General features: G+C 60.7%; 20 protein-coding genes, 1 tRNA gene and 1 pseudogene. 5 read left to right on the top strand and 17 right to left on the bottom strand.

Annotated features, from left to right (window positions below; genetic code table 11):
* Positions 1–4: 4 nt before the first annotated feature.
* The 7 genes from MTR66_RS05450 to MTR66_RS05420 are packed head-to-tail and all read right to left on the bottom strand — an operon-like array spanning position 5 to position 5,260.
* Complete coding sequence (locus tag MTR66_RS05450; protein ID WP_243918546.1) at positions 5–283, bottom strand: hydrogenase maturation nickel metallochaperone HypA; 279 nt, start codon at positions 281–283, stop codon at positions 5–7.
* Entirely contained in the window at positions 276–764 is a 489-nt protein-coding gene (locus tag MTR66_RS05445; RefSeq protein WP_243918544.1) for a hydrogenase maturation protease, read from the bottom strand. The genes MTR66_RS05450 and MTR66_RS05445 overlap by 8 nt, the downstream gene beginning before the upstream one ends.
* The gene (locus MTR66_RS05440; RefSeq protein ID WP_243918542.1) at positions 761–2,050 is read right to left on the bottom strand and encodes a Ni/Fe hydrogenase subunit alpha; all 1,290 of its coding nucleotides are present in this window, start codon (positions 2,048–2,050) and stop codon (positions 761–763) included. The genes MTR66_RS05445 and MTR66_RS05440 overlap by 4 nt, the downstream gene beginning before the upstream one ends.
* Positions 2,040–2,810 (bottom strand): NADH-quinone oxidoreductase subunit B family protein, encoded by a 771-nt coding sequence (locus MTR66_RS05435; protein WP_243918540.1) that lies wholly within the window; start codon positions 2,808–2,810, stop codon positions 2,040–2,042. The genes MTR66_RS05440 and MTR66_RS05435 overlap by 11 nt, the downstream gene beginning before the upstream one ends.
* 1 nt (position 2,811) lies before the next feature.
* Positions 2,812–3,651, bottom strand: coding sequence for an FAD/NAD(P)-binding protein (locus MTR66_RS05430; protein WP_243918538.1), 840 nt, complete (start codon positions 3,649–3,651; stop codon positions 2,812–2,814).
* The gene (locus MTR66_RS05425) at positions 3,651–4,109 is read right to left on the bottom strand and encodes a cyclic nucleotide-binding domain-containing protein (RefSeq protein ID WP_243918984.1); all 459 of its coding nucleotides are present in this window, start codon (positions 4,107–4,109) and stop codon (positions 3,651–3,653) included. The genes MTR66_RS05430 and MTR66_RS05425 overlap by 1 nt, the downstream gene beginning before the upstream one ends.
* Before the next feature lie 2 nt (positions 4,110–4,111).
* Positions 4,112–5,260: a 4Fe-4S dicluster domain-containing protein gene (locus MTR66_RS05420; RefSeq protein WP_243918536.1), complete on the bottom strand. Its 1,149-nt coding sequence runs from the start codon at positions 5,258–5,260 to the stop codon at positions 4,112–4,114.
* A gap of 407 nt (positions 5,261–5,667) precedes the next feature.
* Between MTR66_RS05420 and MTR66_RS05415 the strand changes: the two genes are divergently transcribed.
* The 5 genes from MTR66_RS05415 to MTR66_RS05395 all read left to right on the top strand — a co-directional run bounded on the left by MTR66_RS05415 (position 5,668) and on the right by MTR66_RS05395 (position 11,245).
* Positions 5,668–6,915, top strand: a complete 1,248-nt coding sequence (locus tag MTR66_RS05415) for a glycosyltransferase (protein ID WP_243918534.1) — start codon at positions 5,668–5,670, stop codon at positions 6,913–6,915.
* On the top strand, positions 6,908–8,077 hold the full coding sequence (locus MTR66_RS05410; RefSeq protein WP_243918532.1) for a site-2 protease family protein: 1,170 nt from the start codon (positions 6,908–6,910) through the stop codon (positions 8,075–8,077). The genes MTR66_RS05415 and MTR66_RS05410 overlap by 8 nt, the downstream gene beginning before the upstream one ends.
* 69 nt (positions 8,078–8,146) lie before the next feature.
* Positions 8,147–10,540: a phosphoenolpyruvate synthase gene (gene ppsA / locus MTR66_RS05405; RefSeq protein WP_243918530.1), complete on the top strand. Its 2,394-nt coding sequence runs from the start codon at positions 8,147–8,149 to the stop codon at positions 10,538–10,540.
* Positions 10,541–10,645: 105 nt separating this feature from the next.
* Positions 10,646–10,722 (top strand) — tRNA-Arg (locus MTR66_RS05400).
* A 385-nt stretch (positions 10,723–11,107) separates the two neighbouring features.
* Positions 11,108–11,245, top strand: coding sequence for a hypothetical protein (locus MTR66_RS05395; protein ID WP_243918528.1), 138 nt, complete (start codon positions 11,108–11,110; stop codon positions 11,243–11,245).
* Positions 11,246–11,272: 27 nt separating this feature from the next.
* Here MTR66_RS05395 and MTR66_RS21425 read toward each other — a convergent pair.
* The 10 genes and pseudogenes from MTR66_RS21425 to MTR66_RS05340 form a co-directional block, all read right to left on the bottom strand.
* Positions 11,273–12,271: pseudogene (locus tag MTR66_RS21425) on the bottom strand (recombinase family protein); the annotation flags it as partial.
* 2 nt (positions 12,272–12,273) lie between these two features.
* The gene (locus MTR66_RS05380) at positions 12,274–12,612 is read right to left on the bottom strand and encodes a hypothetical protein (RefSeq protein WP_243918525.1); all 339 of its coding nucleotides are present in this window, start codon (positions 12,610–12,612) and stop codon (positions 12,274–12,276) included.
* Between the two features lie 134 nt (positions 12,613–12,746).
* Positions 12,747–13,040, bottom strand: a complete 294-nt coding sequence (locus MTR66_RS05375) for a hypothetical protein (protein WP_243918524.1) — start codon at positions 13,038–13,040, stop codon at positions 12,747–12,749.
* A gap of 22 nt (positions 13,041–13,062) precedes the next feature.
* On the bottom strand, positions 13,063–13,353 hold the full coding sequence (locus tag MTR66_RS05370; protein WP_243918523.1) for a hypothetical protein: 291 nt from the start codon (positions 13,351–13,353) through the stop codon (positions 13,063–13,065).
* On the bottom strand, positions 13,354–14,973 hold the full coding sequence (locus MTR66_RS05365; protein ID WP_243918522.1) for a type IV secretory system conjugative DNA transfer family protein: 1,620 nt from the start codon (positions 14,971–14,973) through the stop codon (positions 13,354–13,356).
* A 6-nt stretch (positions 14,974–14,979) separates the two neighbouring features.
* Positions 14,980–15,264: a hypothetical protein gene (locus tag MTR66_RS05360; RefSeq protein ID WP_243918520.1), complete on the bottom strand. Its 285-nt coding sequence runs from the start codon at positions 15,262–15,264 to the stop codon at positions 14,980–14,982.
* Positions 15,265–15,806: 542 nt separating this feature from the next.
* Complete coding sequence (locus MTR66_RS05355) at positions 15,807–16,718, bottom strand: hypothetical protein (protein ID WP_243918519.1); 912 nt, start codon at positions 16,716–16,718, stop codon at positions 15,807–15,809.
* Positions 16,719–17,018: 300 nt separating this feature from the next.
* Positions 17,019–17,672: a vWA domain-containing protein gene (locus MTR66_RS05350; protein ID WP_243918518.1), complete on the bottom strand. Its 654-nt coding sequence runs from the start codon at positions 17,670–17,672 to the stop codon at positions 17,019–17,021.
* A 21-nt stretch (positions 17,673–17,693) separates the two neighbouring features.
* On the bottom strand, positions 17,694–18,641 hold the full coding sequence (locus MTR66_RS05345) for a hypothetical protein (protein WP_243918517.1): 948 nt from the start codon (positions 18,639–18,641) through the stop codon (positions 17,694–17,696).
* Positions 18,634–19,011 (bottom strand): hypothetical protein, encoded by a 378-nt coding sequence (locus MTR66_RS05340; RefSeq protein WP_243918516.1) that lies wholly within the window; start codon positions 19,009–19,011, stop codon positions 18,634–18,636. Before MTR66_RS05340 ends, MTR66_RS05345 begins: the two co-directional genes overlap by 8 nt.
* Positions 19,012–19,149: the final 138 nt, after the last annotated feature.

Raw genomic sequence — 19,149 nt, 5'->3', positions numbered from 1 at the left:
GCGTTCAGTCCTCCGTCTCACGAACCTCCAGATCGACGCTGCGGATCATCACATGCAGCGCTTCGGGATCGCCGGGATCGTCGGATGTGAGGATATCGAGCGCGGCACCCTCTGCCATCGTGCCGCGCGCTTCATCATCGAAGTGCTCCTGGAAATGGGCAGGAGAGAACTGGCTCAGCGCGCCAAGCCAGACCTGAACGCCGGAAATGGACTGTGCCCCCGCATCGCGGGCCACCGTTTCGAGGTGGCGGACCAGATCGCGGACAATTCCGGTTTCATGCATGATGTTCTGCCTCCTGCAATCGTGCCACCTCGGCAATGATCCGTTCGGCAGCCGGAGCGACAGCGGCGGCAACCGGCTCCGACAAGGACGTTCCGCCATCGAAGCACCGCCCTTCGACAGCATAAACGATGATCACCGGCGGTGCGAGATCGAGCGTGCGGGCCAGTGCAATGCCCTCCCCCAGACCGAAAGCATGGCTGGAAAGGAAAGCCATGTCCCCCGGCAGGTCTTCTTCGGCGAGGTCGATCCGGTGAATGCGGCCCGGTTCGCCTCCGCCGCTCGCGGCATCAAGGCAGACGAGCGCATAGAAGCCCTCCCAGTCCTCGATCATCGCCAGCATGTCGCCGCTGCGCACGGCAAGGGTGGCTTCCGGCGGCAGACGGCCCTCCAGCGCTTTTGCAACGGCGGGACCGGCACCGTCGTCTCCCCGGTCGGGATTGCCGATGCACAAGACCAGCACGCCCCTGCCTGCCCTGCTCACGAGCGATGCACCGACAGCTTGAGGAAATGCGCCGAGCAGGAAATGCACGGATCGTAGTTGCGGATCGCCTGTTCGCACAAGTGCCGGATCACGTCGTCGGGCGCGTCCGCGATGGGCGCGGCAACGGCGGCCAGGTCTTCCTCGATACTGGGCTGGTTCTGAGATGTAGGCGGAACGATGCGGGCGGTGCGGATCGTCCCGTCCGCTTCGAATTCGTAGCGGTGCCAGCAAATGCCGCGCGGCGCCTCGGTGCAGCCGAAGCCTTCGCCCTCGCGCGGTTCGAGCGGGACGCAAGGCGCATCGGGCATTTCGTATGCCGCGATCAGCCGCAGCGCCTCTTCGCAGGCATAGGCCGTTTCCAGCGCACGCACGACGATGCTGCGGAAGGGATTGTTGCACACCGGCCCCAGCCCCGCTTCGGCTGCTAAAGATTGCATCGATGCGGGCAGCCGGTCATAGTTGAGCGCATAGCGCGCCAGCGGCCCCACCAGATAGGCACCGCGCCGCTTCAGCAGCGAATGCAGCGCCGTGGAATGGGCAACGTGGCGTTCCTCGAATTCGTTCTCGTATTCGGCGATATCGATGTCGATATTGCGGTTGGAAACCAGCCGCCCTTCGGTGATGGGATATTCGTCCGGGTGGCGCATCGCCACGAACTCGTAGTCGCGCTCCAGATCGGGAAAATCGAACGTGGCCACCCAGTGCACCAGATCCTCCGCCAGATCGCGGGCTTGTTTCAGCTCTTCGGCCAGCGGTGCCAGTTCCGCCTTGGAGGGCACTTTGTAAAAACCGCCGGGCCGGACATTGACCGGATGGATTTCCCGCCCGCCCAGCAGCCGCAGAATGGCATTGCCCGCTTTCTTGAGCGCCAGCCCCTTGCGCACGGCATCGCCATGCTTTTCCGCCATCCGGATGGCATCGGGATAGCCCAGGAAATCGGGAGCGTGCAGCATCACCACATGCAGCGCATGGCTTTCGATCCATTCGCCGCAATAGAGCAACCGCCGCAGCGCCCTGAGCTGCCCGTCCACCCGCACGCCAAAGGCATTTTCCACCGCCTGCACGGAGCTCATCTGATAGGCCACCGGGCAGATCCCGCATATCCGCGCGACGATATCGGGCAGTTCGCCATGCGAGCGGCCTTGCAGAAAGGCTTCGTAGAAGCGCGGCGGCTCGAAGATGCGCAAGTTGGCGGTTGTCACCTGCCCGCCTTCGATATGCAGATCGAGCGCACCTTCCCCTTCGACGCGGGCGAGATAATCGACCTTGATCGTCTTAGTCGTCATGCGCCTCGCTCTCCTGCCGGAAGGGTTCGGCCCAGGCGTTGAAGCTGCGCAGGACGCGCTGGATATCCCGCCCGTCCGCGCCGAGTTCGCACCATTCGCGCGTCAGGGCCGGCATATTGGGCGTTTCCATCGGCCCATAACAGCCATAGCAGCCGCGCCGGTAAGCCGGGCAGATGGCCCCGCACCCAGCATGGGTTACAGGGCCAAGGCACGGCGTGCCCTGCACCATGACGCAAACATTGCCCCGCTGCTTGCATTCGATACACACGCTGTGCGCGGCCACGGCGGGCTTGCGCCCGGCCAGAAAGGCCGAGATCACCTCGACAAGCTGCGCCTTGTTGATGGGGCAGCCATGGAGTTCGTAGTCCACCGGAATATGGGCGGAGATGGCCGTCGATGTGGCCAGCGTGTCGATGAACTGGGGCGAGGCATAGACGGCAGCGATGAAGTCCTTCACGTCGGCGAAATTGCGCAGGGCCTGAATGCCGCCCGCCGTTGCGCAGGCGCCAATCGTGACGAGAAATTTCGACTGCGCGCGCACCGCCTGAATGCGCTGCGCATCATGCGGCGTCGTGATCGAACCTTCGACTAGAGAAAGATCGTAAGGCCCCTCAACCACCGCGCTGGACGCTTCGGGAAAGTTCGCGATCTCCACGGCCCCTGCCACCGCCAGCAATTCGTCCTCGCAATCGAGCAGCGAAAGCTGGCAGCCGTCGCACGAGGCGAATTTCCACACGGCAAGCTTGGGGCGGCGGGCCATGTCAGATCTCCTGCACGGCCAGCAGACCGGCGATCCGGTCATAAGGCAGGACCGGGCCATCCTTGCAGACGAACGCCGGGCCGAACTGGCAATGGCCGCACAGGCCGATCGCGCATTTCATGTTGCGCTCCATCGACAGGTAGATGTCCGCCGCAGGCATCCCGGCCTTGAGCAAAGCCCCTGCAGCGAAGCGCATCATCACTTCCGGCCCGCAGACCATGGCGACGGCCTTGTCCGGATCGAAGGGAGAGCGCGGAATCAGGCCGGTGACAAAGCCGACATCGCCATGCCAGCCCGTCCCCGCATGATCGACGGTGACTTCGACCGTCACATCCAGCCGCTGGCGCCAGCGTTCCAGGTCGCGCTGATAGAGAATGTCGTGCGGGCTGCGGCACCCGGCCAGGATCGTCACCCGGCCATAGCGCTCCCGCCTCGCCAGCACCTCCTGAATGGCGGGGCGCAGCGGGGCCAGCCCCAGCCCGCCCGCCACGATCAGGACATCGCGCCCTTCCGCCTCTGCCACCGGCCAGCCGGTGCCGAACGGCCCCCGCACGCCCAGCGTGGCGCCCGGTTCCAGCGCGGCCAGCGCGCCGCTAACGGCACCTGCATTGCGCACGGTGTGCACAAAGCCCCGGTTCTCGTGCGCGCTGACGCTCATGCTGATCGCAACTTCGCCGACGCCGAAGGCATAGAGCATATTGAATTGCCCCGGCCGGAAATCGGGCCGCGCTCCGGAAAGCGGCTCCAGTTCCAGCGTCACCGCATCGGCCAGTTCGCGCCGGGCACTGGCCACCCGGCAAATGTCCGGAACGAACGGGTCTTTCAAAGCAGCCGCCTGCATCAGCGGTGTCCGTAAACGTCTAGGATCTGCAGGCGGGTGGCGTGCAGGCGCTTCACCATCACGGGCAGGAAGCGCTTCATCATCTCATAACCCAGATGATGATCGCTCTCGCACTTGGCGCGCAGGCATTTGGCATCGATGGCTATGGCGCGCACCGGTTCCACCGCCCGCGCATCGAACTCCGCACGGTATGGCGGGATGAGCCAGGAAACCCCGACGATCTCCCCGGGGCCAAGCGTTGTGAAAATAACCGGTGCGCGCGCAGGCGATGCGATCTCCAGCGCAGCCTTTCCCTGCCGGACAAGGAAGAAACTGTCGGCAGGATCGCCTTCGCGGAGTAGATATTCGCCTGCCTTGAAATGACAGTTGCGCGCGCAGCCCGCGATCAGGGCGACGAATTCGGCCGGGAAACCGGCAAAGAAGGACTGCTGGCCCAGGATCTGTTCCATGGTCTCCATATTCACCGGCTCCTCCCTTCTTCCGGAGCCGCGCGGATGGCCGCCACTTCCTCCGTCAGATCGATGCCCACCGGGCACCAGGTGATGCACCGGCCGCAGCCCACGCAACCCGAGGTGCCGAACTGATCGATCCAGTTCGCCAGCTTGTGCGTCATCCACTGGCGGTAGCGGGACCGCGCCGAACTCCTCACGCTGCCGCCATGAATGTAGGAATAGTCCATCGTGAAACACGAATCCCACTTGCGCACACGCTGAGCATTTTCGCCCGTCAGATCGCTGTGCTCTTCGACCGTCGAGCAGAAGCATGTCGGGCAGACCATGGTGCAATTGGCGCACGAAAGGCATCGCTCCGCGACATCGTCCCAGCGCGAATGCTCCGGATTGTCCTGAAGCAAATCCTTGATCCCCTGCGTGTCCAGGCCGCGACCCATCCCGCTCGCAGTGCGCTCGGAAACGGCGCGGGCCGCTTCGGCCTGTTCCGCTGTTGCCGGGACATGAGGCACTTGTTCCAGCACCGCACGCCCGGCCTCGCTTCCCACCTCGACAAGGAACCAGTGTTCCGCCCCATCGGCAAGCTCCGTCAGCGCCAGATCGAAACCCTGCTCCGCCCGCGGGCCAGTTTCCATCGACACGCAAAAGCAAGTGCCGCCCGCCTCCGCACAGTTGACGGCAACGATGAAAGCCCCGGCCCGCCGCGCGGCATAGGCGGTATCGGTGTAGGGGCCCTCTTCGAACACCCGGCCCTGCACGGCCATGGCATGTATCTCGCAGGACCGCACGCCGATGAAAGCGAACTTGTCCGGGGCCCGTTCCGGTGTGGAAACGGCTATCGCGCCGTCGCTTCCCCGCTGCGCGGTCCACAGCGTCTCGGCCGGGGGAAAGAGAAACTTCTTCCACGAATGCAGCCCCACAGCATAACCGAAGCAGGCATTGTCCTCCCGCCGTTCAAGCGCATAGCGCCCTGGTTCCTGCCGGTCTGTCCAGCCCACAGGCAACGAGGCCACGCCGTCAATGTCGTCATAGACGATCGCGTCGTCGCGCAGCGCCGGGCCCACCACACGATAGCCCTCTCCAGCAAGCACCTCCAACAGACGCTGCAATCCGTCCGGGCCGATCACGAAACCGGAATTGTCTGCCTTGAGGGCCTGCATGAAAACGGTCTCCCGTTGCCGGCAATCGAATGGCGAGCGGCATCTATTCTGCCGCATGACATACTCCTTACATTGAGCATGCCGTCCCTGAATGGGCAGAGACTATGATCATAATGTGAAACTTGGCAACTTCGGCAAGGCCCCGCCTGCAACCTCCGCCCTTGCGATCGGTCAAAGCGGTCTGCCTGGAATGCGGCTAAGTCTGCCAATCCAAACAGCAAACCCGGCCTCCAACGCTGCACCGATCAATATAGAACGGAAATATTCCGTTTGCCCCGAAAGACATGCCTTGCACTGTCAGACTGTCTTCGTGACAATCCTGCCGCGACGAATTCCCGTTCCGGGAAATAAAATGGCCAACAGGATTCTGTAAACCAGGGCCTGCCGAAGCAAGATCAGGAGCGGATATGGAACGGAACGAAACAAACGGATTTTCCCTTCCGCGTGTGGAGGACTACGAACAGTTCATCGGCAGCGAAACGGTCGAGCGCATTCTGGGCAAGGCCGAAAAGCTGCGTGACCTGCACGTCATCAACATCAATTCCACATATTACGGCGGCGGCGTGGCCGAGCTGCTGTCTTCGCTCACCCTGCTGATGAACGGCACTGGCATCCGCACCGGCTGGCGCGTGCTGCAGGGGCGGCCTGACTTTTTCAACATCACCAAGCGAATGCACAATGCACTGCAAAGTGACGAGATCAACTTCAGCGATCTCAAGCGCGATATCTACGAGGATGTCGTGTTCGAGAATGCGGCGCGCATGCATCTCGATCACGATATCGTCATCGTGCACGATCCCCAGCCGCTGCCGCTGATCCGCCACTTCCGCAAGAAATCACCGTGGGTGTGGCGCTGCCACGTCGATCTCACGCGGCCCGATCCGGCCTTGTGGGAATACTTGCGCGAGTTCGTGGAAGACTACGATGCCGTCGTGCTGTCGCTGCCCGAATACGCGCAGAACATCACCACGCCGCAGCGCTTCATCATGCCCGCCATCAATCCCTTTTCCACCACCAACAAGGATCTGAGCGAAGAGGAAATCGACGAGCGGCTGAGCCACTATGGCATTCCCACGGACCAGCCGCTGGTCGTGCAGATCTCCCGTTTCGACAAGTGGAAAGACCCGCAAGGCGTGATCGATGCGTTCCGGATCGCCCGCCAGGAAGTGGACGCCACGCTTGTTCTGGTCGGCAACGTCGCCACGGACGATCCAGAGGGTCAGGGCATTTTCGAAGACGTCTGCCAATGCGCGGAAGAGCGCATCGTCGTGCTATCGGTGCAGGATTCGGCGCTAGTGAACGCGTTGCAGCGGCGCGCGGCCGTCGTGCTGCAAAAGTCCCTGCGCGAAGGGTTCGGCCTGACCGTGGCCGAGGCCATGTGGAAAGGCGCCGTCGTGATCGGCGGCAACGTCGGTGGCATCAAGAAACAGATCGAACATGACGTGAACGGCATCCTCGTCAACAGTGTCGAGGAAACCGCCCAGCAGATCATCCGCGTTCTGCAAGACCGCGAACTGCGCGAATCGCTGGGACGCGCGGCCCGCGAAACGGTTCGCGACCGTTTCCTGATGACGCGCCTGATGGAAGACTGGCTCGACCTGATCGCATCGTTCGAGCCGCATTTCAGCCTGACCGGACCGGGCACCCATGGATAAGACAGGACAGCCGAACACGATGAGCCATACCGCATCCGCCATGGGCCGCCGCTGGTCGTTCTCGATCGGCACAGTCAAAGGCACCGCCGTTCGCATCCACGCCACGTTCCTGCTGTTGCTGGCCTGGGCCGGGTTGAGCGGATGGCTGAGCGCAGGCCCTGCCGCCGCACTGCACATCGTGACGCTGCTGGTGCTGGTGTTTGTCTGCGTGGTGCTGCACGAATTCGGGCACATCTTCGCCGCACGCAGGTTTGGCGTGCGCACGCCCGAAGTGGTGCTGCTGCCGATCGGCGGGGTATCCCGGCTGGAGCGCATTCCCGATGAGCCGCGCGCGGAATTCGTCATCGCCATTGCCGGGCCGCTCGTCACGCTGGCGATCGCACTGGTCCTGCTGATGGTTCTGGGCCGGATGCCCACGGTGGAGGAAATCCAGCAGGGTCAGGGCTGGCATGGGCTTATGGCCCAGCTGGCCTACGTCAATATCGCCCTGTTCCTGTTCAACCTGATCCCCGCCTTCCCCATGGACGGCGGGCGCGTTCTGCGCGCCGGGCTCGCCACCTGGCTCGGCCATACGCAAGGGACACGCGTCGCCGCGGGAATCGGGCAGGCCTGTGCGGTGTTCCTAGGGCTCATGGGCCTTCTGTCCGGCAACATCATCCTCGTGCTGGTAGCCGTCTTCGTCTATTTCGCCGCCGGTTCGGAAAACGGTATCGTCGCCTTGCGCGATATCACGGCGGGCAAGCCCGCGCGCGATTCGATGATCGACAATTTTGTGCGCCTGCATGCGACAGACCCCGTTGCCGCCGCAGCCAGCGCCTTGATCCACAGCGACCAGCGCGAATTCCCGGTGGTAAACAGAGAGGGCTGCCTCGCCGGGTTTCTCAGCCGCGACGGGATCATCCGTGCGCTGGCAGGCCCCGGTCAGGACACGGCCATTGCCGAAGTCATGCAGGAGATCCCGCAAGTCTCGCAATGGACCCGGATGGACGAGATCGTGCCGATGCTCACCGGCGGCGCTGCGGCGGTGGGCGTCGCGGACGACGATGGCCGGTGCCTGGGCTACATCACCTGGGAAAACCTGATGGAAGAGCTGATGATCTCGCGCGCGCTGCGCGGCCGCCCTTCGCCCGGTTCCACCGCCCCCGCAAAGACGGGTCATTGATAGGCATCAAGGCACCGGGAAAGCCCCGGCCATAGGAAAGGCAAGACAACAAAGAAGAGGAAGCCCCCCATGAAAACGCCCCCCTCCTCCGTCCTTTGGTTTGAAGATATCGGTATCGCTGACGTGCCCATCGTTGGCGGCAAGAACGCCTCGCTCGGCGAAATGGTGCGCGAACTCGGCAAGAGCGGCGTGCGCGTGCCCACCGGCTTCGCCACGACATCGGCGGCTTATCGCCACTTCATCGATGCCAGCGGGATCTCCTCTGCCATCCGCGAGGATATCCGCCGCTACAACGAAGGCACCGCCAGCCTGCAAACTGCAGGCAGCGCCGTGCGTGAGCATATTCTGGCCAGCCCCATTCCCGATACCCTGGCCGATGAAATCCGCACCGCTTACGATAAGCTGGCCAAACGGCTCGGCGTGAAGGACCCCGCCGTCGCGGTGCGCAGCAGCGCCACGGCCGAAGACTTGCCCGACGCCAGTTTCGCAGGCCAGCAGGAAACTTTCCTCAACGTGCGCGGACACCGCGCCCTGCTCGATGCCTGCCGCCGCTGCTACGCCTCGCTGTTCACGGACCGGGCCATCTCCTACCGCGAGGCGAAGGGCTTCGATCACTTCTCGGTCGCGCTTTCGATCGGCATCCAGCAGATGGTCCGCTCGGACCTTGCCGGATCGGGCGTGATATTCACTCTCGATACCGAAACCGGCTTTCCGGCGGTCGCCGTGATCAGCGCGGCCTGGGGCCTTGGCGAAACGGTCGTGCAGGGCATGGTCGATCCGGACAAGTACATCGTCTTCAAGCCGCTGCTGGACAAGGAGGGCGTAAAGCCCATCATCGAAAAGAGCCTTGGCGCCAAGGCCACCAAGATGATCTATGCCGAAGGCGGCTCCAAGCGCACGCAACTGCTGGACACCACTCCGGCCGAACAACGTAAATACGTGCTGGAAGACGATGACATCGTTGAACTCGGCCGCTGGGCCGCCACGGTCGAACAGCACTATGGCCGCCCGATGGACATCGAATGGGCGAAGGACGGCGAAACCGGTCTGCTCTATCTCGTCCAGGCACGCCCGGAGACGGTGCAGGCCGGGCGCAGCCGCACCAGCTTCCGGAACTACCGCCTCAAGGAAAAGGGCTCTGCGCTCCTATCCGGCGCCGCCGTCGGCAATGCCATCGCCAGCGGCAAGGCCTGCGTCATCCGCGATGTCGCCGATATCGAGCGTTTTCCCGACGGGGCGATCCTCGTCACCGGTAACACCGATCCGGACTGGGTGCCGGTGATGAAGCGGGCCTCCGGCATCATCACCGATCACGGCGGCAACACCAGCCACGCCGCCATCGTCAGCCGCGAACTGGGTGTGCCGGCCGTCGTCGGCACCGGCACCGCGACACGCGATCTGGCCGATGGACAGGACATCACGCTGTCCTGCGCAGGCGGCGAAACCGGCATGGTCTATGACGGGATGCTGGCGTTCGACAGCGAGGAGATCGACGTCGGCGCCCTGCCCAAGACCCGCACCCACGTCATGGTGAACATCGCCGATCCGGCTGCCGCCTTCCAGTGGTGGCGCCTGCCCGCGCATGGCGTGGGGCTTGCCCGCATGGAATTCATCATCAACAACCTGATCAAGGTCCACCCGATGGCGCTGCTCCATCCCGAGCGCCTGAGCGTGGAAGACGCCCGCGCCATAGAGGATCTGACGCGCGGCTATCCCACGCCTGCCGATTACTTCGTCGATCATCTGGCGCGCGGCATCGCCAAGCTGGCTACGCCCTATCACCCCCACCCTGCGATTGTCCGTCTGAGCGACTTCAAGACCAACGAATATGCCCACCTCCTCGGCGGATCGGCCTTCGAACCGGACGAGGAAAACCCGATGATCGGCTTTCGCGGCGCCTCGCGCTATTACAACGAACGCTACCGCGAAGGCTTCGCGCTGGAATGCCGGGCGCTCAAGCGCGTGCGCGAGGAACTGGGCTTCACCAATGTCGTGATCATGGTCCCCTTCTGCCGCACCACCGCAGAGGCCGACCGCGTGCTGGAAGTCATGGCGGAGAACGGCCTGAAACGCGGCGAGAACGGCTTGCAGATCTACATGATGTGCGAAATCCCGGCCAACGTGATCCTGGCGGAGGACTTCGCCAAACGCTTTGACGGGTTCTCGATCGGCTCGAACGACCTGACCCAGCTCACACTCGGTATAGACCGCGATTCCGACATGCTGGCGGACCTGTTCGACGAGCGCAACGAAGCCGTCAAACGCATGATCGCACAGGCCATCGCCAAGGCGCACGATGGCCGCATCAAGATCGGCATCTGCGGCCAGGCGCCCAGCAACTATCCCGAATTCGCCGCTTTCCTTGTCGATGAAGGCATCGATTCAATCTCGCTCAATCCGGACAGCTTCGTGCGCACGGTCAGTTCGATCGCCAATGCCGAGGCGCTGTGCCGGAGGGAGTAGCCGGAAACGCCTCCGCCGATCCATCCCAAGGCTTCCGATACCGCATCGCGGACACAAGCGGCGATTGCCAAGCCCGTGCCCGCAAGCTAGGAGACGCCCTCGCGTGCGCCCGTAGCTCAGCAGGATAGAGCATCAGATTCCTAATCTGGGGGCCACAGGTTCGAATCCTGTCGGGCGCGCCATTTTACATTGAGGACGGGAAGAGCCAAAAACCCTAAAGGGTAGAGTGGCTTGGGCGGTTCGAAGACCGATTTCACGGTCGAACGTCAATTTATCCGAAAACGCGAGTTTTAGCAGTGTCCGCTTGGCGGTGAGATTACCGTTGGTCCAGAGTTTCTGCGGGTTTGCAAGAAACAGGATTGCGGTTCGAAAACTCCGCTCGAAGGTCGGCTTCGACGGGACCATGTTCTCACTGCTCGCAATGAGCACCTGCTTTTCGCGCTCCATCTCGGTGATGCGTTTTTCATAGGCGCCAACCACAGTATCGCTTTGGGCATCGACGATGCGATCCAGCAGGCCTGAGATTCGGGCATCAAGCTTCTTGATGTCCGACTTCACCTTTGATGCTTGCTGCTTGGCGCTGAGAAGACGCTGCTCCCAAATGTCGCTGAACATGGCCTTGGCCATCGCAATCAGCTCTGGCCGGGGCCGCAAGCCTTCTATGATGCCTTCAAATTCCTGGTGGAGCTTGTCGCGATTGATTGACTTGCCATGGCTTTCGCAGTCCGGGCGCTGACACAGGTAGTACGGGTACGTTTTGGAACGTCCCTTCGACCAGCAGGCGGTCATGGGCTGATTGCAGTCACCGCAGAGCAAGAAGCCGCGCAACGGGAAGGCCTCGTCCAGATCGGCCCGCGCAGGAAGCTTGGCTCTGCCGTTCAAGCGCTCCTGTATCTTCTCGAAGGTTGTGAGATCGATAAGCGGTTCATGCTGCCCACGGCGCAGAGAAACGTCCCACGGCGCATGTTCGATGTAGCCTGCATAAATGACGCGGGTGAGCATCTCCTTGACCCGCTGATTGCGGATCGTACCGTTCGGCAGGCATTTGGGGAAAGCAGGTTGAGCTTCGAGGAAGCGTTTGACCTCGGCCTGAGTTTGAAGATGACCTGATGCAAATTTAATCATGACCTCAGCCATAATGCTCGCAATGGGCTCATCGCGAACCAGTGCCGACTTCATCCCCTTGATGCCCGGGCGCTTGTAGCCGCGCGGCACGGCAAACGGCCAGTAGCCGTTCATAAGGACCGCGCGCATCCGGTTGAAGGTCTGCTCGGCATTCTTGCGGCGCATATGCTGCGCAAAGCCCGCCTGCATGTTTTCAGTGAACTCGCTGTCGGCGTCGTCTCTGAACACGAAGCTCGGCGTTTCGAGATGGCAATGCAGGGCGCGGATTTTCCGCTTCAATTCGCGGTGGGTGTCGATATCGCGGGCAAGGCGTGAGACATCGTCGAACAGGACTACCACGGGGTCATTGCGGCGGGTTTTCAGGAAGGCGAGCAGAGCATTCATGCCGGAACGATTTTCCGACGAGCCGGACACATCATCCTGAAAGACGGCGATCACGTCATATTTGCCGCGCGCATATTCGCGGCAGCGGGTTTCCTGAGACAGAAGCCCGTTGTTTTCCTTGGCCTGCTTCTTGGACGACACGCGGGCATAGATGACCGCCTCGCTCAGTCCATGATGCTGGTTTTTCTGCGTTAGATATTTGCTCTTTTCGACATCTCCCATGGCTAGCCCTCCTGCGTGGCGTTTTCGAATACCGATTGAATGTTGTGAGGCTGACATTTTACCACATCGCACTGCCCACTGACGGCCCCGGCTGCGATTTCTTCGATTGATCCACAAGCCGTTGGAGCGACCTCGATGCCAAGCCCGCAATCGGCAGCGGTCTGCATGAGCTGGTAGATGATCGCCATGCACTCGTGGGCCTGTTCTTCGGTATAATCGAACGGCTCCATGAAGTGCAGGTACTTGCCGAGATCGATGGAAAGAACAGGGGAACCGCTTCCGCTGGACGACGCGCGCAATGCAAAGCAATCGTCGATTGTGTCCTTGGGTGTCTGCGTCATGCCTGTCGCTCCTTCGTTATCGGTTCATCTATGTCCCCTTCGTTTCCTCAGGCGCACCATTGCTCCCGAGGAATAAGAACGAAAGTAGAACATAAATTCTTGAATTTGCCTAGAAAAATCTTTCACATTCTCCGTCAGCGGGACGGCTCCTGGCTGCGGGCACGTTCCTTGCGGCCGTCGCGTTCGATTTCGAGCCCGCGTGCGCGGGCCTCGCGGCCCAGCTCCATGAGGTTGGGGATTTCGGAGAGGCGGAAGTTGCGACTATCGCGCGGATTACCGTCCTTGTCGGTGTAGGTGCGGGCAAAATCGACCGTGACATAAGGGCCATGCTTGCCCTCATTGTGCCAGAGCGTTGCCTTGAGGCGACCGTCGCGGATTTCCTCGCGCGCTTTTTCCGGTGCATGCTCCTGTGTGGGTTCGTTCGACATCGGTTGATCTCCTTCGTTGCAATCAGCGGGTGCGATCATGTTCGGCGCGCATGCGCCGCGATTGGCGGTCCAGCCGCTTTTCGCCCTTGAAGATGCGCTGCTCGCGCACGGCCTCCCGTCTCCGGTCCACGGTCAGACCCGTATGGCCGTCCGGCGTGAGGGTCAGTTCGGTTTTCGGGACTTGGCGCTCGGCTTTCAGGCGCTCGATTTCCGCGCGCGTAACTGGCGAGCGATGAATCCGCTCATCACGCTCACGCGCGGCGCTATTGGCCCGCGCCATGGCGATGCTCGGGCGTTCGATTGACGTTTCCATTCAGGCCTCCACGACTGTGTAAGGGGCATCTGCATATTGCGGCAGATGTGCGAACTGCGGCGGGGCTGGTTTCTCCCGCACGGTCCACCAGGCATGACCGAGGCGCGTTTTGACGCGGACCTTGTCCATGCCTTTGGGGGCATGATGAGGATTACTCTGAAAGCGGCCCGTCATTGGGCGATTCTCGAAATAAGCGATGAGATCGGCGAGCACGGGGCCGCTCAGGCCATCGAGAAAGATGATGGCCTTGCCGCGAGGGAGGTGACGGATTTCGTCGGGCCTAATGAGTGGGCGCTCCTGCTGTGAGCGATGCTGCGAGGCGCGTTTGTGATGCGCATATTCCATGCCGAGCTTCAAAGGGTCGCCGCCAGCCAGAAGACGGCGGATCGTCTGCTTCGTCTGCAGCGCGGCTTCAGAGCGTTTCAGATCGTCGTCGAAGTAGAGAGTTTCCGAACCGATAGCCTTGGACAGACGGGAGGCGGTTTCGTCATCCCGGACCCCGAAGTAGATTTGCATGCCTGCGCCAGCAGGCAGCAGGGTATCGCCATCCGTGACGATCGATTTCATCTGCTTGAAGGACTGCGTCACGATGAAGGCGCGAACACCTTGTCCCGCGCCCAGATTGAGGACTTCGGCCAGTAGTGGAAACGGAGCCAGCAACGGCGCTTCATCAATCCACCAGTCCTGCTTGCGGGCATTGGGCCTGCGGCTCTTGAGCAGTTTCAGGTTGCCCAGAAATATCCGAATGACAGGTGCCCAGCTTTTCACGAAATCTGGCAATGGCATCAGATAGAGATTGGCACCCTCGCTATCGCAGAATTCTTCAAGAGTGAGATGAAAGGGAGGGCTTATCGACGAGAGCAAATCTGGGTCGCTGAGGCAGCGGAATGCGTTCTGCGCTTCTGCGACGACACTGAGAAAGGCGTTGCTGCCCGATGCGATGCCGTTTGCAATCTCGCCAGCGGCGGCGCGTACATCGGCAAAGCGGCTTGCGCTCATGCGGTCTATCAGCGCGTCGGTCTCTTCATTGTCCTGAAGCAGCAGGTCGAGGTTGTTTTTGAAAGTGCGGAACGAAAATGCGCCTTCGCTCTCAACGCCGCTCAGGCCAATGGATTTGCACAGCCGCTGCGCAGATAGCTCGAAGAACTTCGCGTTACCCCCGCCTGACTCTGGCAGGCTGTTTTCAAATTGCAGCGTGATGTCGGCAATGAGAGTGGGACTATCGAGCGTGATATGGCTCATCAGGTCGATATTGTGCTGGGGCCGACAGAAGCGCTTGTGCGGTGCCCAAAAATAGCAGGGGCGCATTTCGGCAGTCTGGTCGCGCCCGACCATGGCGATTTCCGACTTTACGTCGAGGAAGACCTGATTGTTCTGTGAGAAGCCCGTACAGGCGGCAAATCCGATCACGCCCGTAAATTTGCCGCTGCGCGGGCCAGCATTGATCAGCCCGCCGGAATCGCCATTCCAATAGATCGCACGGCCATAGGCAAAGCCGATATGGACGGATTGAGCCGTGCGTGTGAAATACCCTTCGCGCTTCAGTTCCCGTTCGCTTGCCCAGTGAGCGCTGCCATGACGAAATCGCTCGTTGCGAGCGATGAAGTCTTTTGTGGTCATGGGGCTCTATCGTCCCCGACTGGCCGCAAACCCGAAAATCCCAAGCTTCAAGACGAGGAAGATCACGAGCTTGGCAAAACCGAACCCGCCGAGCGCCACGACGAAAAGCCAGAAATAGGTAATCAGCGCGCCATCAAACCCGTAATTTTCCCGCGCGAAATCCTGCACAAACGCGATACTGACGCGATAGAGATAGGGACCGCAGAAGAACACGAATGCGATGCTGGCGATGAAGGTGAAGCCGCGTGCGGCTGCACTGGTTTCATCCGGGTTTCCGTTTTGATGAGACATCGGCAAATCCTTTGGTGAAATGACATGCTGATGCTGGGATTACGGCAGTAGGAATGCGCTACCGGGCGATTTGCATAGAAAAATGGCCCCGAAATCGGGGCCATTCTCCTTCCCACGGGTAGTTGTCTTACACCGTGCAGACTAATTCGGGCTCGACCGGACGTCCGTTCTCAGACGGCGTCATTGAGTGGGAGAATGTCGCAAATTGGGTAGTAAGCCGACGCAGCTGCTTGCACGACTGCGGGTCAGGATGTGGGCCGCTTGCCGACGGTCCGGTTTTGGGCGTGGAAACAAAGGTAACTGACACTCGATCAACAGGTCCCATGGGGCAGCAAGCGCCTTGAGCCTTGCCGCACGCTGGTCAACAAAGCAAAGTGGGCTCACGACGGAAGCGGTCGTTGGTGTCCATTAGAAGAGGCGGTCCGCGCGCCCTGCCTCGCTCGGTTCCTCTAGAACACGATCCACGGGGAAGTCTGTCATTTATTAACCGGAACCGACGAAAGCTTCGATATCAGCATCGCTCGCCTCAAAGGGTAACAGGCTTATCTCTTCATTTTCGTGGTTAAACTGGTAGGTGGTCCGGCGTCTGGCGTATCGGACCGCTTGTCCGGCACGTTTGAAGCCGGTGAAAGAAGTGCCTCAATCGCCAATATTTTTATCATTTGGGCTTGATGGTCTCTGACAACGCTAGAATACAATTCGCGCACTTGAGTATTGTACCGCTCATTGTCGTCGGTAAATGTGCGCCGCACGAGCGAAAAGGGATCGCAGGATGGTTCAAGTCGCACCAAGACCGTTGTCTCGAGAGCCGCGAGAAGACCATCATTTTGTCGTCGATTCAGCCACGTCTCAACGACCGTTTTACCGAGTGGTGATCGAGTTCGCTGCTCGTGTTCAAACTTGATCGGAGCTGATGCTAGATCTTGGTGCAATTCTGCCGGAATTTCAGGAAGAGGCATTCCTACGCTTGAGCTCTGGTTGCCCGTATGCAAGCGTAGGCCACCTTCTCGCACTTCAAATGAACTGAGGTCGGAAACGAGCGACAGTTCCCCAAACGAACGCAGAAGGTCAATTGTCACGTCCGCAAGTGTGCGCTCCTTGTAGTCGGAGAAGATGAATGGGCTCTTTGGACCTCGCCAAATATCCAAGGTATTAGCGCCCGAGGACGCCAGCATCGATAGAGCCTTAGATGAGCCGTTCATGCGATAGCGATATTCCACCAAGGCCTTGCGGAACGTTTCCTCAGATTCACGAAAATCGGCACGGCATTCAAGGCGCTGGGTCCAAAGTGAGGATGCGCTTCCAACTATTACCGTTCCGATCAAGAAAATCCCAAGAGCGGAATTGACGAATGACCAAATCCTACCTCGGTTTATTGAAGTGGAGGGCTCTTGCGTAATGGCGCGCCGTCGAAGCCTTTTCATTGCACCGTAAGGATACTCCAGCTGATTCATCGGGCTCTCCCAAGTCGCGCAGTGAAGTATCTTCGGAACTAGGCTAGAATGCCAGTAGCAATAATTGGTACATGACTAGTTTGCAGCTATCCCGGAAACTTGCGAGCGCACATGCCGTTCTGCGCCCGCTTCTGGATTTTGGAGAATGACGTTCGAGCATCCGAAATTGGGGGCGCGAAGCCGACCGGTTTACTGGACCGAACGTATGTCCGCTTAGTTGCCGTACTCGGAATGGCGTCTGCTCGGATGGGAATGTCGGACAGATGCCGTTACTGCACCTTTGGAATATGCTGACCCCGCCTATGGATTGGGGACGGCGTTGAAGCGCGCACCCGCGATGCGAAAATAGCTTGTCCATGCTGCCCGCAGATTGTTGACCTGGGCCGAAGTCAATTCGCCCGAGCTGACCCGTCCGATCCCCCAGAAGCTGACCGTGCAGCCCCGCAGGAAACCCGAGCGCGGAGGCGGAAGGGATTCGCGGCCATTGAGCAGGGCAGTTGGTGAACGAACCGCACCCGTTTCGATGCCGTCGGTCAGCACGATGATGTGATCGCCGCCTGCGCAATCGTAGCGGTTCCATTGCAGCGCGGCGACAATCTCGGTGCGCTGCTGCCGCTGGCCTTGCGGCGCGCCAGAGCGAAGGATCAAACGGCTGACAGTGCGTGCGACGGCTCGGGGCGGCGCCGAGCGCCGTGTAAGCTGCACATCGTAGCGCAGCGGGTTGGTGTCGTTGATATTGCCGAACGTGCGAACGGAAATCCGGTCGCCAAGCGGTTGCTGCAGAACGGTGACGGCAGACTGCCGAGCGACAAGGCGTGTGAATGCCGGATCGGAAACAGCCCGGTTAGACTCGCTTTCATCGATCAGGAAATGGGTCGTTTTGGCGCTGGCAGGAGCGGCGATGGCGATAGCGATTGCCGCGGTCAGCGTGGTGAGGGTCGAGAGGGGCGTCATGGAACGTCTCCAATGGTGAGGTTAGCGGAACAGCTTGACGAGCTTGGTCGGCAGGCTGTCGGTCAGGTCCCCGACGGTTTGAATGAACGTCTCGATGTCCTTGGGGTCAGGCGCATTGGTGGGAAGACCGGGATTGGAGTTACCGCGCGAGCCTCCTGAGCTTGGGCGATTTGATGTGTTTTTTTGGATCATCGCTGAAAGCCTGCGCAGTGTCGGCGCGATAGCGGCCTCGATATCGGCGGCGGCTTCGAGTGCGAGGTCTTCCGGCGTTGTCGCTCTGCGACGTTCGATCTCGCGCCTGGCATCGATGCAGGCCTTCCCGCGATGCAGAAGCAATGTGGCGTGCTGAAGAATAGCGTTCAGCCGCACGCGCTCTTCGAGCAGCGCGGGCAGCTTCTCGCGCACGATAGTGATCAATCGATGGATGGCTGAGACGTTGACGATGATCAGCGCGCCAAGACCCAACCCGATCAGCGTATTGAGCCACGGGGCTGGAGAGCCATTGCCTGTTTCCAGCGGCGGTTCGTCGCCGAACAACTCGGCATCGCTGAGCGGGATAGCTGCCCCCGAATCCACACCGTGGAAGTTCGATGAGGCATAGAGCGCAATCAGCCCCACAAAGAACAGCAGCAGACCATAGGGCGCGACCTTGTCGATTAGCCGGATGGCCAAATGGTGCGGATTCTTCTCGATGAACACATGCAGCGCGACGACTGCCACCATGGCGCTGCCAGAAAGCACATAGACTTGAAACGGTACGGGATCGCTCGGCACTTCCGCGCCGAAGATCATGTCCATCACGCTGAATGCCAGTGTGAACTCAACCCCAGCGAGCGCGGGGATGATTGCGACCACGATTCCCAAAAACGCCAAGGCAACCGTGTTGATGACACGGCTTTGCCTGGCTTTGGCCGATGCTTCCTGGGCATAGGCGATGTGGTCGGAGAATGTACGTGGAGCGTTAGGCATGAGACGAACTCCTCTGGTTGGTATTGCTGCTTTTGGAGGTGTGTTTCGGCTCCAGCGCAGGCGTGTGCGCCTCGCTCAGGTACTCATGGAATGTCGGGCCTTCGTCGGGCTTCTCCATGAGCGGTGCCGCCAGTTCTCTCAGGGCGATGGAGGTGGTTTCGACCCCTTCGCTCGTCGATGCCGCCATCTCTTCAAGGGCATCGATCTCGCCCTGATGGAAGCGGCGCATCTCCTGCGCGTAGCGCGCGATCATCACTTTTGATGGCACGCGGTAGCTGCGTACTTCCTCAGCGATGACATTGAGAGCCGTTTTGAGATTGCTGTCGCTAACCTCTTTCACTGGCCCAATCGATATGGTCCAAGAGCGCATGGGCTTGTCCTTTCCGTCCGCGCAAGTTGCGGATCGGTTCAGGTGTAGGAGCGCGCTTTCCGGTTTCTGGGCGATTTGGCTTAATTTACGAGAAATTAACTATATTTTTACCCCGTCCGTGCGACAATATTGCAGGTT

Origin of the sequence: Novosphingobium beihaiense (assembly GCF_022832375.1) — a bacterium.
Classification (GTDB): domain Bacteria; phylum Pseudomonadota; class Alphaproteobacteria; order Sphingomonadales; family Sphingomonadaceae; genus Novosphingobium; species Novosphingobium beihaiensis.
The sequence above is the reverse complement of the archived record's forward strand: the minus strand, read 5'-3'. Positions and strand labels throughout refer to the sequence as shown.

Bases quoted from the DNA above. Each gene is read 5' to 3' on its own strand.
- MTR66_RS05425 (WP_243918984.1), bottom strand. From the start codon at position 4,109: ATGGAGACCATGGAACAGATCCTGGGCCAGCAGTCCTTCTTTGCCGGT.
- MTR66_RS05355 (WP_243918519.1), bottom strand. From the start codon at position 16,718: ATGAATCAGCTGGAGTATCCTTACGGTGCAATGAAAAGGCTTCGACGG.
- MTR66_RS05375 (WP_243918524.1), bottom strand. From the start codon at position 13,040: ATGTCGAACGAACCCACACAGGAGCATGCACCGGAAAAAGCGCGCGAG.
- MTR66_RS05345 (WP_243918517.1), bottom strand. From the start codon at position 18,641: ATGCCTAACGCTCCACGTACATTCTCCGACCACATCGCCTATGCCCAG.
- MTR66_RS05440 (WP_243918542.1), bottom strand. From the start codon at position 2,050: ATGACGACTAAGACGATCAAGGTCGATTATCTCGCCCGCGTCGAAGGG.
- ppsA (WP_243918530.1), top strand. From the start codon at position 8,147: ATGAAAACGCCCCCCTCCTCCGTCCTTTGGTTTGAAGATATCGGTATC.
- MTR66_RS05340 (WP_243918516.1), bottom strand. From the start codon at position 19,011: ATGCGCTCTTGGACCATATCGATTGGGCCAGTGAAAGAGGTTAGCGAC.
- MTR66_RS05365 (WP_243918522.1), bottom strand. From the start codon at position 14,973: ATGACCACAAAAGACTTCATCGCTCGCAACGAGCGATTTCGTCATGGC.
- MTR66_RS05450 (WP_243918546.1), bottom strand. From the start codon at position 283: ATGCATGAAACCGGAATTGTCCGCGATCTGGTCCGCCACCTCGAAACG.
- MTR66_RS05420 (WP_243918536.1), bottom strand. From the start codon at position 5,260: ATGCAGGCCCTCAAGGCAGACAATTCCGGTTTCGTGATCGGCCCGGAC.
- MTR66_RS05360 (WP_243918520.1), bottom strand. From the start codon at position 15,264: ATGTCTCATCAAAACGGAAACCCGGATGAAACCAGTGCAGCCGCACGC.
- MTR66_RS05415 (WP_243918534.1), top strand. From the start codon at position 5,668: ATGGAACGGAACGAAACAAACGGATTTTCCCTTCCGCGTGTGGAGGAC.
- MTR66_RS05435 (WP_243918540.1), bottom strand. From the start codon at position 2,810: ATGGCCCGCCGCCCCAAGCTTGCCGTGTGGAAATTCGCCTCGTGCGAC.
- MTR66_RS05410 (WP_243918532.1), top strand. From the start codon at position 6,908: ATGGATAAGACAGGACAGCCGAACACGATGAGCCATACCGCATCCGCC.
- MTR66_RS05350 (WP_243918518.1), bottom strand. From the start codon at position 17,672: ATGACGCCCCTCTCGACCCTCACCACGCTGACCGCGGCAATCGCTATC.
- MTR66_RS05430 (WP_243918538.1), bottom strand. From the start codon at position 3,651: ATGCAGGCGGCTGCTTTGAAAGACCCGTTCGTTCCGGACATTTGCCGG.
- MTR66_RS05370 (WP_243918523.1), bottom strand. From the start codon at position 13,353: ATGGAAACGTCAATCGAACGCCCGAGCATCGCCATGGCGCGGGCCAAT.
- MTR66_RS05380 (WP_243918525.1), bottom strand. From the start codon at position 12,612: ATGACGCAGACACCCAAGGACACAATCGACGATTGCTTTGCATTGCGC.